Below are 13,810 nucleotides of genomic sequence, written 5' to 3'. Positions count from 1 at the left end.
AACAAATCTGTAACCGTTTGAGTACCCGAAAGTTTTACCCGGTCCGCTCATATACATAGAACAGGCCCTGTATTTCACTGGCTGCTGTTCATTCTGTAATACATTCGTGATTCCCGCAAAAAAATCCTGCCTGGACCAGCTCCCACGTTTATATATCGGCTGGACATTGCAATCCGTAAGCTTTTAACCCCGGCCTGCGCTGCTCCCTGCACGCAAATCTGCCGCTTTCGAAGGAGACTATCTGATGAAAAAAGCACATATCGTCCTCACCGCAGCCATCTCGCTGCTGCTGGCCGCTTCACTGCTGGCCGGCGGGCTTCATCTATATGGAGGACAGCACACCCTCCCGAAGGATACACGGCTGGCAGGCTGGGATATCGGTGAAATGGAGATTGCCGAGGTCCGCAGCGGCCTGGCCGCCCGGATTGACGCCCTTGAAGCCATTCCGCTCGTACTAAAAGCAGGCGCTAACACCGAACTGACCGTCACCCTGAAGCAGGCCGGAGCGGATTATGAAGCTGAACAATTCCTTCAGGGGCTGCAGCGCTTAACGGAAGGGCGGATGCTCGACCGGGCACAGGCCCGCCGCAGCTTCGCCGCCGGCTGGGAGCTCGGTATCCATCTGGATATAGCCCGGCTGCAGTCGAGCCTAAGCACCGCATGGGAAATTGAATCCTTCGGCATCCCGGTTGATGCCACCCGGCGTATTACCGAAGATGACCGGGTGGTCTATACAGCAGAGACCACCTCGTACGAAGTGGACTGGCACGGGCTGGAACTTGTCCTGCGGGCGGCACTGCCGGTAAAGCTTGCCGATCCGGCTGCCTTGCAGGGCAACAAGATTACTCTGGAGGTACCCTTGACTGTAAAAGAGCCTTCCATAACCTTAAAAGCGCTGAAGGATCAGGGAATTGAACGAAAAATCATGCAGTTCAGCACCTCACTAGGTTTAAGCGGGCCGGGGCGTACCCACAATGTAGACGCTGCCGCTAAAGCTGTGAACGGAACGATACTGCCGCCGGATGCTGTCTTTGATTACGGTAAAGCGATTGAAAAAGCCCAGCAGGAATCGGGGCTGCGCGAAGCGCCGGTCATCGTGAACGGCAAGCTGCAGCCCGGTACAGGCGGCGGTATTTGCCAGGTGTCCAGTACGCTCTATAATGCGGCAATCAGAGCCGGCCTGGAAATTGTCGAGCGGCGCAATCACTCCCTGCCCGTCAGCTATTTGCCAAAGGGGCAGGATGCTACGTTTGCCCAAGGCTATATTAATTTCCGGTTCCGCAATAATACGGGCAAGTACCTGATTATCAAGGCCGCTGTTGAAGGCCGGACCTTAACCATTAAGCTGTTTGGTACCTTCCCCAAAAATGTTTATTATAGCGTCCAATCCCAGACGGTTGAAATCCTGCAGCCTGCAGCGAGATATGTTAGCGATTCCTCGCTGCCCCGCGGAGGCACACGCGTTATCCAGAGCGGGAAGGCCGGGTATGTAGTAGAGACCTATATTACACGTTATGTAGACGGTAAGGCACTTGAAAAGAAACAGCTCTCCCGTGATATTTATCCGGCACAAAAGCAGGTAATCGCAATTAACCGGGGCGGTATGAGCAACGCAGTCCAGCCAGAGCCTGTAAAGAAGCCGCTTGTAGAGGACGGCGTACGCAGCAATGAGTGAACGGCTGTCTGTTCCTGTGCAGCAGACCCCCTTCTGTTCACCGCAAAAGACGGCCGGAATTCAATCCGGCCGTCTTTTTGCTGTGAAGCAGCTATGAAGCTTTGTCCCTTCATCCCTATAGTTTCATTAGAACAAGGTGTCCGGTGACATATCAATTCTCCAGTAGCCGTTTACTTTTTTCAGCTTGACCACAACATCGGCATTCTCTCCCTGTCCGCTTCCCTGAGGCACACTTAGCTCGAATACAGCTGTAGTTGCTGTTTTGGAAACCATCTTTGCAGTCGCTTTATCGAACTGGAGATGATTGCCCACGTCTGCGTTAACCTGAGCCATTCTGCCTTTCATTTCAAGAAACTGCGTCTGCGCATAAAAGGCTGCGGCGTTGTGCGTAAATCCTCTTTTTATATAATTCATCAGCTGCTGCTTGGTTCCGAGGTCACTGGTAAGATAGCGGTATTCCAGTCCGTTATAATCAAACTTCTCAGACCCGTAGGTATTGCCCGCGCCGCTGGCATATGTGTACAGCTTCTTGGCGTGGACGAGCAGCGGAATAATGCTTCGCTCTGTAAGATTGTTAATGGTAGCGGGACCTTCTTTTCCCGGCAATGATGCTGCTACTGTCTTAACTGCCGTGCTTCCTGTAACCGGCGCAGCCGCCAGGGCTCCGCTTCCCGCGGATACCAGACCGAGCGAAAGTGCCAGTGAACCGATCAACCATTTCTTTTTCATGTGAAAAGCCTCCTTATTCATCTTTTTCTGCTTATTCGGGTAGAACGAAACTGCTGCTGTTGCTGTAAAGGATACTTTATAACTTACGATAGCCTGTAAGCTAAAATACCCAATCTGCAGCCGGCTGAAAACGGATTGGCAGCTTCGCGGCGCACAAAAAAACTCCGTCCTCCCTGAGAAGGAAGACGAAGCTTTAATAGTGCCTGTAACAACCTGAATGATCTACTGATTACTCTGCCGCTTCAGCCTCGTAATAGGCTGTAAATGCCACATTGGCTGTCAGGATGCTGCCGGGATTCTGTGCAGTCGGAAATTCATACGGCTGCTGGAAGGCGAAAGAATCCACGGTGATCAGTCTCGGCATCTTGTTCAGCTGCTTCAGCCATTCATTAATCTCGATATAGCCGCCTTCAACAATAGCTGTCATTTTAATCTCCCGTAGTCCGGCCGAAGCGGCTGCTGTTTCGCCCGTCCAGGTTCCCGCGGTACTTGATCCGGTCAGGGAAAAGCCGATGTCCTTCAAGCGGGCATGAGAGCTGTCACCGATTGCCTTCAGGTCGCTGATCAGCGCTTCGCTTCCGTCACCTTGCGGAATAGCAGCCAGTGCCGTCTCTTCGTCTGCGCTCAGGCTATCTCCGGCGCCCTTGAGTTCATTAATTTTGTTCTGAAGCGCCGATCCCTCCCGTTCCAGCAGTGAGAGTTCACTGTTCTGCACAGCGATATCGCTGCTTACCGGGCGGACCGCCAGCATATAAAAGGCAAAAAGAATTAAAAACAGAATGAGTATTCCCATCACAATCGGCGAGCGGTACTTATTAATCTGTTCCATTGCTGTCCGCTCCCCCCTCCGCAGCAGCCTGCGCTTCCGCTGCTTGCTGATCAGCAGCTGCTGGTGCTGTATTCACCCGGTATACGGCTGAATAATTCATCAGATTAGATAAGCTTCCGGCTGCACCTGAGCTTGCTGAGCCTTCGGATAACTTCTCAATGACCGCTTCACGGGCAAACGGCATTCCCCGCAGCGAAGTCAGGTATACTCCGCTGTGCTCCATATCTGTAAAGTTCACAGTCAGCAGCAGATCCCCGCGGAAAGAATAGCTGATTTCCCGGATTACAGCGGCATACGGCAGCTTCGACTTCAGTTCATTAAGCAAGGCAGCGGCATTTACCCGGCTGGCTGACAAAGCTTCAATAATCGCCGTCCTGTCAAAGCTGCCGCTACCGGCTCCGCTGCTGTTCAGGCTGGCCAGTTCAAGCTGCAGGTTAGCATTCTGATCCTGAACTGCCTGAATCCTTGTGCTCTGATCCGCATACTCTCCGCGCACTGAAGTATACAAAATACCGGTCCCGGCTACGCCAAGCACCCACACCGCGGCAAGCGTCACTGCAACATAAGGGAATACGATCGTCTCGCGGTCCTCACGCGGCAGCAGGTTAATGTTGCGCAGCTTGGGATCACGCAGCGCCGCTCCGGCAGCTACCCGGTAATCATTGAGACTGTTGTCCGGCCGTACACCGGCAGCGAACTGGTCAACGGCAATCGGGGCAATGGCCAGCTCCGGCAGCGCCGCCTGCAGCTCCTGCTGCAGCTGGCTGCGCATATCGGGTGCGCCTGTAATCAGCAGCTCCGTAATCCGTGTAGTGCCGTCATGCAGGCTGTACTGGTAAAAGCTCAGCATACGCGAGATCTCCGCTGTAATCTCCACGATCTGTTCAGCCGACAAATGGTCCTGTGAGGCAGCAGAGGCGGCAGCTTCCGCCTCTGCCTCTGCTGCAAACGGAATTTCTTTGCTCAAATTGAAGGGCAGCGGCTGTGCCTGGGCCAGATCCACCAGATTAATCGTCCGCATAAACACCGGATTTCCGTTACGGAACATATAGATATCAAGCAGCGACTGCTCCAGATGAATTAGCATCGTCTCGTTAAAAGCATGTCCATAGCCTGCCACGATGCTGCGGGCCAGAGCGGTTGCCGAAACCTCAACGCTTTTTATTTTCAGCCCGGCATCTTCAAGTACATCCACGTAATCCTGGACAACCTTGCGCGGTGCGGCAAATATAATCAGTTGGCTCTCGTTCTCCTCCTGTCCGGTAACCACGTAATCGTACACCGGATTCTCAAAAGGGAGATGCAGGCTGGTCTCGACCTCCAGCTTCACCAGCTGGTCAATCTGCTTCTCTACCGTGCTTGGAATCGTCATCTTGCGGATGATCATCTGTGAAGGGGGGATTGACAGGTTAACTGCACTGCCGCGCAGCCCCTTCGTTTTCACCCATTGTCTCAGCCGGTCCAGCAGCGCCTCGCTGTCAGCCACCTGGTTCTCAACGATCATGCCCGGAAGCAGCGGCATGAATCTTTTTTTGTGGACCTGTTTGCCCTGATTGTTCTTGAAGCTGATATAGCGGATGCCCGTCTGCTCAATGGAGACACCGGCCGCTTTGTTACCTATTCCAAACATGCTATAAAGTTCCTCCTAACGGATGAGCGCGAGATAACCGCTGATAAGTTGTGAACCGTAAGAGAAAGCGATTAGTGAGCCTGCCGCCAGCCAAGGTCCGAACGGAATCGGCTGTCTGCGTTTCACCTTGCCGAGCAGTATCAGCGTACCGCCGGCAAGGCTTCCCAGTGTGCAGGCAATCAGAAAGGCCAGAATCACATTAGGAAAGCCGATTACCCAGCCCAGCAGCGCGAACAGCTTCACATCTCCCATGCCCATCCCCCCTAGCAGGGCTAGCAGCAGAATAATGAGACCGCCTGCCGAGCCTCCCAGCAGTTGAGACCATAGCGGACCTTCCGGAAACAGGATCACCAGCACCAGAAGCAGCGGCAGGAAAAACAGCAGCACCTTATTCGGGATCAGCATGTATTTCAGGTCAGCTACCGTTACGATGACCGCGAGGCTGACGAGCACAAACCCGGTAATGCCTTGCCCGGATAGGCCATACTGCAGGTATACCCACAGGAATAACAGCCCTGTCGCCATTTCACCAAGCATATACAGCGGCGACACCTTCGCCCCGCAGTGCCGGCACCTGCCCCAGGACAGAAGGTAACTTGCCACCGGCAGCAGATCCCGCGCTGTCAGCCGCGTCCCGCAGCTGGTACAATGCGACGGCGGCCGCACCAGCGACTCTCCCGCCGGCACCCGCAGCGCCACTACATTATAGAAGGAGCCCAGAATCAGCCCGACAAGCGTGATGTATCCTGCGATAACAATGGTCATGGGGTGATGGTTCCTGTTCTGTGGATTTTAAAAAAGGAATCGGGAATTCCGATTCCTTTAGAATAGTAAAATTCCATTATACTAGAATCAATTCCTATGCTAAGCTCAACACCTTCAGCTATCTCTTAACCTTGAGAATTTGATCTGGAGTAAATGTACCTGTTGTAGCATTTGCAGCTGATGAAATAGGTGCAATAGTTACTCCAGTCAGGGCACCAGTTGCATCAAAGGTTACTGTTCCTCCTGTAATTGCGTCTTTTGTACTTGGTAAGTAAATAGGGCTTTCAAGATAACCTTTATTTTGAAGTGTGTCTGCAGTTGCCTTCGGTCCAATAGTAATCGTCATACCTCCAGCTTCTGCAAAAACTCCACCCTTTTCATTAATCACATATAGTCTAGCAGCATCATAAATCTGTCTTGCCGTAGCCACATCAGAATCCTTTTTGGAATTATCTATAACATTACTAATCAACGGAACCGCAATTACTGCAATTACCCCCAAAATCACAATAACCGCCAATAACTCAATCAGCGTAAACCCTTTTTCCTCTTTACCCGCCTTGCCCAGCTTTTTACGAATCGCCTGTGCTAACATTCTTTTTCCCCCTCATAATTAATTGATGATATTGAATAAGACCGATACTCCGTTATCTGTGTAATTCCCCGTTGTCCTGTTGCTGTCATCCAAGTGTACTTGTCCTATTCCAGCAGGTTCTGGAGACTGCCTCTGCTCCCGGTTCACCTGCTTGGCGTCACCCCTCTCAATCTATGCAAGGAGCACCAGGCTCACATGTTGCTATACAGGCTGAACATCGGCAGCATAATCGCTGCCACAATGACACCGACCACACCGGCCAAAAAAGCGATCAGTAGTGGCTCAAGCAGTGATTTCAACCGGTCCACCGTGTTCTCGACATCCATCTCATAAAAATCTGCTACTTTTGACAGCATCTCATCAAGCGCTCCGGTCTCCTCACCAATTGCAATCATCTGTGTGACCAGCGGCGGGAATACCCACGCTTTCTTAAGCGGCTCTGAGAGCGGCTTTCCTTGTCTGAGGGAGTCAGCGGAACTGCGGATATATCCGCCTATCACCTTATTGCCTGCTACCTCTTCCAAGATAGACAACGCCTGCAGAATCGGTACCGAGCTGGCGTATAAAGATGCAAAGGTACGTGTGAACTGGGCAATTGAGCCCTTTTGATTCAGCTTGCCGAACACAGGAATCTTGAGCTTTGCATAATCAAGTGCGTATGCACCCTGCTCCGTGCGCTTAGCAACCTGGAAACCAACCACAATAAGAATAATGGCGATTAGCCAGAAATACCATTGTCCTTGAATGCTTTTACTGAGGGCCAATACCAGCCTGGTTATCGCCGGAAGCTCAGCGTCCATCGATTCAAACATCGTCACAAACTGCGGCACAATCGCCCACAGCAAGTACACAACAGCGGCAAGTGCCATTATACCAACCGTAACCGGATAGGTCAGGGCAGATTTGATTTTCTCAGAAGTGACATGCCGCTTCTCAAAATAAACAGCCAGCCGCTCAAGCGTCCCTTCCAGATCACCGGACTCTTCCCCTGCACGGATCATACTGATGAACAGCGGCGGAAAAATCTTTTTGTGATCCTGAATCGCCTGTGACAACGCAATACCGCGCAGCAGGCTGGAATTCACATCATTCAGCGCTTTGCTCAGCGCCTTACTCTCAGTCTGCTCTGCCAGAATTCGTGTAGCGCCAACTATCGAGACGCCTGCACGCATCAAGGTAGCGAACTGGCGGCAATAAATAATGAAATCAATCGTCTTAACCGGGTTACCAATATAAATCTCCATCGACAGAATAGAGGATTTCTGTTCAGCCAGCGAAAATACAGTAAGCCCCCGCTTGCGCAGCTCCTCCATCGCCGATCCTTTATCTGAAGCTGTCAGCTTGCCTTTGAGCTGCTTCCCGGCGCTTGTCCGGACCTGGTATTCAAACTGCGGCATCAGTTAGTCACCTCCGTGAGGTAACCTCTGGCTGCCTCTGGTTGAATCAGCCCCAGCTGCAATTGCTCGCGTATATTCATCTCCAGCGTATGCATCCCGAGCGCGCGGCTGGTCTGCATCACATTTTTGAGCTGGTGGGTCTTCTCGGTCCGGATCAGGTTAGCCACCGCCGGTGTGTTGATCAGCAGCTCGGTAGCGCATAGGCGCCCTTTACCGCCAGCCCGCGGGAATAAACGCTGCGACAGGACTGCCAGCAGCACTGAAGCCAGCTGCGAACGAATCTGCCCCTGCTGATGCCCCGGAAATGTGTCGATGATCCGGTCAATTGTCTGCGGTGCATCGGTTGTATGCAGCGTAGCCATAACCAGATGTCCCGTTTCAGCTGCAGTAACTGCGGCGGAGATCGTCTCCAAATCGCGCATTTCCCCGACCAGAATAACATCCGGGTCCTGGCGGAGGACCGCCCTTAACCCGCTGGCAAAACTTCCGGTATCACTGCCCACCTCACGCTGATCAATCAGGCAGGTTCCGTGGGTATGCAGAAACTCTATCGGATCTTCCAGTGTAACGATATGCTTGCTGGCTGTCCGGTTAATATAATTCAGCATAGCGGCAAGCGTTGAAGATTTTCCGCTGCCTGTAGGTCCTGTTACCAGAATCAGGCCTTGGGGCTTCATTGCCAGACCGGACAGCACCCCAGGAAGGGACAGCTGCTCCATGCTGGGAATCTGAGCCGGTATAGACCGCGCCGCAATACTCACCTCACCGCGCTGCCGGTACACGTTCACACGGTATCTTACTCCATCGTCCAGAGGATAAGAGAAATCAAATTCCCCTTTATTACGGAACTCCAAGCTTCTCTCGCTGCCAAGCAGCATATCAGCCATGTGAGCTGACTCCTCAGAGCTGATCCGTTCACCTTCCAGCGGCTGCAGCTTGCCGTCAATCCGCATAACCGGAGGAGAGCCTACCGAAATGTGCAGGTCCGAAGCCTTGGAAGCAAAGGCCATATATAACAATTGATCAATATCCCATGAAAAGGCTGGCACTTTTGTCTCCCCCTAAACTCTAATGCGAAACTGTCTCGCGCATAACCTCCTGCAGGGTAGTTATACCTCTGGAGACCTTGAGGAATCCATCCTCCATCAAATGCACCATTCCTTGAGCTTTACCGGCTGCACGCAGCTCCTCAATAGATGCGGAATCGGTAATCATCTGACGCAGATGGTCGTTAATGGTCAATACCTCATGAATCGCAATCCGGCCTTTATATCCGGTATTATTACAGCTGCCGCAGCCATGGCCCCGGTAAATAACCCTGTCAGGCAGACCGTAACGGCGCAGCATGATCGACTCCTGCTCGGTTGGTGTATGCTCTTCACGGCAATCCGGGCAGATTTTGCGGACGAGCCGCTGTGCCACTACTCCAAGCAGGGAGGAAGCAATCAGGTAGGGCTCCACACCCATATCCCGCAGCCGCAAAATCGTGCTTACCGCATCATTCGTATGAAGCGTGGACAATACCAGATGCCCGGTAAGCGAGGCCCGCACGGCAATCTCAGCGGTATCGGTATCGCGGATCTCTCCCACCATGACAATGTTCGGGTCCTGCCGGAGAATCGAGCGCAGGCCAGCGGCAAAGGTCAGTCCAATTGCCGGATTCACGTGCACCTGATTAACTCCTTCCAGCTGGTACTCTACCGGATCTTCGATTGTAATAATATTGGCGCTCTCGGTATTCAGCTGATTAAGGGCCGCATACAGCGTGGTAGATTTACCGCTGCCAGTAGGACCGGTAATCAGGATAATGCCGTAAGGCTTGCTGATCATGTCCTGAAAAGCTCCGGCGTTCCAGTCGCTGAATCCGAGACTCTCGACTGTCTTCACCCCGGTGCTCAGATCGAGCAGCCGGAGAACAATTTTCTCACCGTGCATCGTCGGCAGCGAGGATACGCGGATGTCGACCATTTTGTAATCAAACTGCATCTTGATCCGGCCGTCCTGCGGCAGGCGCCGCTCGGCTATATTAAGCTTAGCCATAATCTTAAGTCTCGCCGTGATGAACCCCTGCATCTGCTTCGGGATAATCCGCTCCGTGCGCAATGTTCCGTCGATCCGGAAGCGGATGGACAGGTTATTTTCACCCGGGTCCACATGGATATCCGACGCTCTGAGCGAAACCGCCTGCTGAATCATCTGGTTCACAAGCCGGACAATCGGCGAATCCTCATCCGTAATCTCCGTTTCTTCAATCTCTTCCTGTGTCGGCAGCTCGACCATCATCTGACTCATCGAATCGCGCATGCCATAGTGGCGGGCAATTGCCCGGGTGAGCTCGTCCCGGCTGGAAATCGCAGGCTCAATGCGGAAGCCGGTGCTCATGCGCAGATCCTCAATCGCAAAATAATCAAGCGGATCAGCCATAGCAACCATCAGCTTACCGCCCTCTTTCATGAACGGAAGTACCTGATAACGTTTGGCCATGCTCTCAGGAATGATCTGAGTGATAGCCGGATCTATCTGATATTTGAACAGGCTGACGTGGGGAATTCCAAGCTGAAACTCAAGAACCTCAATAAGCTGCTGCTCGGTAATATAGCCCTGGGTAATCAGCAGATCGCCCAGCTTGCGCTTGGATTTACGCTGTTCAACCAGCGCCTCTTCAAGCTGCTCCTGAGAGATAATCCCGTTTTCTACAAGCAGGTCTCCCAGCCTCTTCTTCATGATGGCCATCTCTTTTTCACTCCAGAGCGCTAAATTTTGTCGTAGGCAGCCTCTCCCGGACCAGTCCGGCAGTCCTGCTTAATTCAACCTATGTATATTGTAAGAATATTTAAATTTTAATAGTTATTTAGACTCATAAACCAGCAGAATACGCATATCTTTTAATTGCCTATCTACTAAATATGTCCTAGAATGATATATAGCATAGATTGGTACTTTTTACAACGAAAACCCCCTACAGGGAATTCCAATATATGAAACAATGCATTTACTTTTGACAGGAAGCATGATTATATATCGGCCAGGGAGCGATGATGATGAAGCGTATCAAGAAGAAAAGGTTGTATTTTGTTTCAGGCTTGGCCCTGGTGATGCTGCTTGTACTGCCTGTGTGGAAGCTGATGACTTATGTGGTCGCTGATCAGACTATCGGTTATGTTGTAAAGGCTAATATGACATTGAACCGCACAATCACAAATGAAAATGGAACGATAGTTACTGAAAATGACAATCTCCAGATCAACAAGAATATTGTTCTTAATTACACCATTACACCTCTGGCTGTACCGGACAGCAATACTGCGGGAATCCAGCAGCAGGCTGTCACGAATCTTGTGTTCACTGAGAAGCTTCCGCCAAATCTTAATATTCAGGATACTTCCCTCCCCGCCGGCTTTACTAAAACCGGTAATCTTTCTACCGGGTATACTTTAACCGGAACTCTCCCGGATCTTACTTATTCATGGAATCAGTCCAAACAGGCCTTTGTTGCAAATGCTGATACTGGACAGACCAGTAAAGTTATCAGCTTCTCTGTGCCCGCTCAAGTAACTAATACGGGAAGCTATATTTTTAATAAGGCTGGTTTGAATTTTAATGATATTCACAGCTCAGTAACAGCGACACCGTCGCCTTCTCCGGCAGCGGCCTTCAACCCGGATGTCTCCTCCACCGGATCACTGCTTGGTGTAGCCGGGGATTATAATGTATTCGTCTTTGAAGGAGCCAAAATAACCGCTTCGGTTGCCGGCAATATCGCTGCTGGAGGAAACGTCACAACCGGCGGCGTTTCTATTAATGAAGGCTATAGACTCACTGTTCCTTATGCATTAGTCACTGGCGGCGATCTGAATTTCACCAATGGTACGGTTTACGGCAACATTCTCCACCAGGGCGAATATCTCAAGAATTACCCGGGTAATATCGTAGGCGGCACATATAAGAAGGGAAGCCTGATTGATTTTGCTTCCGCCCGCAGCTATTACGAGGCTTATTCCAGTAAGCTTGCCGCTATTCAGGCAGCCGGAACAACTACAGAGCTAAAATACGGAGGCCTTTATGCTACAGCAACCCAGCCGGTAAGTGTATTCGACTTTACTTCAGATTATTATAATCAGGCAAGTTGGACCAATCTAACAGCCCCAGCGGGATCTTCCCTGATCTTTAATGTCCGGGGTGCCAACGTGAATTTCACCAAGGCCTTCGCCTTGCCAAATGGAGTCAGCGGAAACAATGTTATCTATAATTTCCCTGATGCCACTTCTGTCAGTATTTCAAGTGGTGAATACAGAGGCTCTATTCTTGCTCCGAAAGCAGCTATCACCTTCACTAACGGCCAAATTCACGGCAATATCATTGGTAAATCAATCGATTCTTCATCAACGGTCGGCATCCTTCCTTATACAGGACAAATGCCGCCGACAACGACACCGACGCCTACTCCAGCAGTAACGGCTTCGCCAACACCTGCACCATCGCGGGCAACTCTGGAGTTTGTAGCAATAAGTATAAAGGTTATACGCCCGGTTACAGAAATCCGGATGGAAGGCGCCACTCTAGTAGTGGGAGAAACTAAGCTGTTGAATCCGACGGTGATGCCTTCTAATGCCAGCATTACTGCTCTGCGGTGGAGTTCAGCTGATCCAACTATTGCTACTGTAAGTCAAAGTGGTCAGGTTACTGGAGTTAAAGAGGGTACTGCCCGGATAACGGTAAGTGCAACGGATGGAAGCGGAGTGAGCCGTACTGTAGATGTCATAGTAAAAAAAGTCCCGGTAACAGAGATTCAATTGGAAGGAACTATTCTAATTCTAGGTGAGAGCAAGGCATTAACTGCAACTGTTATTCCATCAAACGCCACCTCATCCACACTACAATGGAGCTCAGCTAATTCTGGTATTGTTACTGTGGATCAGACCGGACAGGTAACAGGTATAACTGTAGGAAAAACCCAAATTACCGCAAGTGCAACGGATGGAAGCAACGTAAGCCGCACTGTAGATGTTATAGTAAAAAAAGTTGCTGTGGAGGTAACAGACATTCAGCTTGAGGGGACTACGCTGACGGTAAACGAGACTAAACTGCTTAATGCAACAATTAGTCCTTCTAATGCGAGTATACCTGTACTGGAATGGAGTTCAAATAATACAAGCATTGTGACTGTAGATCAAAACGGAAGAGTCACTGGCGTCGCTGAAGGAACTGCCCAAATCACCGCAAAAGCAACAGATGGCAGCGATATTAGTAAAACAGTCAATGTTACGGTTACTGCTCCCAGAGCATTAGAGATAGGTGGAGGCACTTCTACACAAATCAACAAAGCTTTAGATCTCAAAGCTATTTATACTGGACCTGCTGGAGAAACCGGAATCAACTATACTTGGACAATTGTATCAGGTCCTCCCGGCGCTACGTTAGCTCCTGCAACTGGTGAAGATACAACATTTAAGGCCCCATCATTGGGTGAATATATAATAAAGTTAAGTTTCACTAGCCATAGCCTTGCTGCTCCAATAGAAGTATTAAAACAAATTTCTGTTACCAAAATCCCCCTCACTGATTTTAATATCAGCGGAGCAAATCAGGTCTATGCTGGTAGAAATCTGAGCTTGTCATTAGGGCTGGATCCCGTAAATGCCGGAATTGAAGCAAGCGATATTATCTGGAGTATCACTGGTGATGACAACGGTACGTATGCTTCTCTTAGCAACACCGATATTACGAAATTGGGCAATACACTAGTGGCCAAGACATTTAAGAAAGATCCAACAACTGGAGCAGCACTGGAAACCAAAGTGACAGTTACAGCACGAATCGGCTCCATTGAAAAAAGCCTTGTCGTCGATATTCTGCCAATGGTACTCCGCTTTTCAAAAAGCACACATGTGTTATCCGCTGGTGAAAACAGCAACTTAGCAGACTTGTTATATTTGTACCCTTATGATATTCCTCTTAACAAACTGGAATGGACAAGTTCAAATAATGCTATTGCATCCTTTACCAATATCCATGATGGCACTATTACCGCCCATGCTCCCGGTATCGTAAAAGTTACGGTTACTTATAAACCATCCGAGTATACTGATCCTGTTAGTGCAACTATCGTGATACAGGTTAAATTACCGGACAATAAGGATAAATATTAATTCCAGCAACTAAAAAATCCGGGTACAGTGGGATTATTAAC

Annotated in this window: 10 protein-coding genes; 2 read left to right on the top strand and 8 right to left on the bottom strand. The window is 50.4% G+C overall.

Features of this window, described 5'->3' with window-relative positions; all coding sequences use genetic code 11:
• Positions 1-244: 244 nt before the first annotated feature.
• Positions 245-1,675, top strand: a complete 1,431-nt coding sequence (locus BN3772_RS00755) for a VanW family protein (RefSeq protein WP_042195605.1) — start codon at positions 245-247, stop codon at positions 1,673-1,675.
• Between the two features lie 126 nt (positions 1,676-1,801).
• On the opposite strand, the gene BN3772_RS00750 is transcribed toward BN3772_RS00755, so the two are convergent.
• The 8 genes from BN3772_RS00750 to BN3772_RS00715 all read right to left on the bottom strand — a co-directional run bounded on the left by BN3772_RS00750 (position 1,802) and on the right by BN3772_RS00715 (position 10,353).
• Complete coding sequence (locus BN3772_RS00750; protein ID WP_052380319.1) at positions 1,802-2,404, bottom strand: DL-endopeptidase inhibitor IseA family protein; 603 nt, start codon at positions 2,402-2,404, stop codon at positions 1,802-1,804.
• A 229-nt stretch (positions 2,405-2,633) separates the two neighbouring features.
• Positions 2,634-3,233, bottom strand: coding sequence for a type 4a pilus biogenesis protein PilO (locus BN3772_RS00745; protein ID WP_042195603.1), 600 nt, complete (start codon positions 3,231-3,233; stop codon positions 2,634-2,636).
• Positions 3,220-4,863, bottom strand: a complete 1,644-nt coding sequence (gene pilM, locus BN3772_RS00740; RefSeq protein WP_042195600.1) for a pilus assembly protein PilM — start codon at positions 4,861-4,863, stop codon at positions 3,220-3,222. Before pilM ends, BN3772_RS00745 begins: the two co-directional genes overlap by 14 nt.
• 15 nt (positions 4,864-4,878) lie before the next feature.
• A complete protein-coding gene (locus BN3772_RS00735) occupies positions 4,879-5,628 on the bottom strand; it encodes a prepilin peptidase (protein ID WP_042195597.1) in 750 nt (249 codons plus the stop codon).
• 118 nt (positions 5,629-5,746) lie between these two features.
• Complete coding sequence (locus BN3772_RS00730) at positions 5,747-6,223, bottom strand: prepilin-type N-terminal cleavage/methylation domain-containing protein (RefSeq protein ID WP_042195594.1); 477 nt, start codon at positions 6,221-6,223, stop codon at positions 5,747-5,749.
• A gap of 191 nt (positions 6,224-6,414) precedes the next feature.
• A complete protein-coding gene (locus tag BN3772_RS00725; protein WP_042195592.1) occupies positions 6,415-7,620 on the bottom strand; it encodes a type II secretion system F family protein in 1,206 nt (401 codons plus the stop codon).
• Positions 7,620-8,669, bottom strand: coding sequence for a type IV pilus twitching motility protein PilT (locus BN3772_RS00720; protein ID WP_280114370.1), 1,050 nt, complete (start codon positions 8,667-8,669; stop codon positions 7,620-7,622). The genes BN3772_RS00725 and BN3772_RS00720 overlap by 1 nt, the downstream gene beginning before the upstream one ends.
• Before the next feature lie 19 nt (positions 8,670-8,688).
• Positions 8,689-10,353: a GspE/PulE family protein gene (locus BN3772_RS00715; RefSeq protein WP_042195589.1), complete on the bottom strand. Its 1,665-nt coding sequence runs from the start codon at positions 10,351-10,353 to the stop codon at positions 8,689-8,691.
• Between the two features lie 308 nt (positions 10,354-10,661).
• On the opposite strand from BN3772_RS00715, the gene BN3772_RS00710 reads away from it, so the two are divergent.
• On the top strand, positions 10,662-13,769 hold the full coding sequence (locus BN3772_RS00710) for a collagen-binding domain-containing protein (RefSeq protein ID WP_052380318.1): 3,108 nt from the start codon (positions 10,662-10,664) through the stop codon (positions 13,767-13,769).
• Positions 13,770-13,810 lie beyond the last annotated feature (41 nt).

It is taken from the genome of Paenibacillus camerounensis (assembly GCF_000723885.1).
Taxonomy (GTDB): domain Bacteria; phylum Bacillota; class Bacilli; order Paenibacillales; family Paenibacillaceae; genus Paenibacillus_AQ; species Paenibacillus_AQ camerounensis.
This window is presented reverse-complemented; position numbering and strand designations above follow the sequence as displayed.

Bases quoted from the DNA above. Each gene is read 5' to 3' on its own strand.
- BN3772_RS00755 (WP_042195605.1), top strand. From the start codon at position 245: ATGAAAAAAGCACATATCGTCCTCACCGCAGCCATCTCGCTGCTGCTG.
- BN3772_RS00750 (WP_052380319.1), bottom strand. From the start codon at position 2,404: ATGAAAAAGAAATGGTTGATCGGTTCACTGGCACTTTCGCTCGGTCTG.
- BN3772_RS00745 (WP_042195603.1), bottom strand. From the start codon at position 3,233: ATGGAACAGATTAATAAGTACCGCTCGCCGATTGTGATGGGAATACTC.
- pilM (WP_042195600.1), bottom strand. From the start codon at position 4,863: ATGTTTGGAATAGGTAACAAAGCGGCCGGTGTCTCCATTGAGCAGACG.
- BN3772_RS00735 (WP_042195597.1), bottom strand. From the start codon at position 5,628: ATGACCATTGTTATCGCAGGATACATCACGCTTGTCGGGCTGATTCTG.
- BN3772_RS00730 (WP_042195594.1), bottom strand. From the start codon at position 6,223: ATGTTAGCACAGGCGATTCGTAAAAAGCTGGGCAAGGCGGGTAAAGAG.
- BN3772_RS00725 (WP_042195592.1), bottom strand. From the start codon at position 7,620: ATGCCGCAGTTTGAATACCAGGTCCGGACAAGCGCCGGGAAGCAGCTC.
- BN3772_RS00715 (WP_042195589.1), bottom strand. From the start codon at position 10,353: ATGGCCATCATGAAGAAGAGGCTGGGAGACCTGCTTGTAGAAAACGGG.
- BN3772_RS00710 (WP_052380318.1), top strand. From the start codon at position 10,662: ATGAAGCGTATCAAGAAGAAAAGGTTGTATTTTGTTTCAGGCTTGGCC.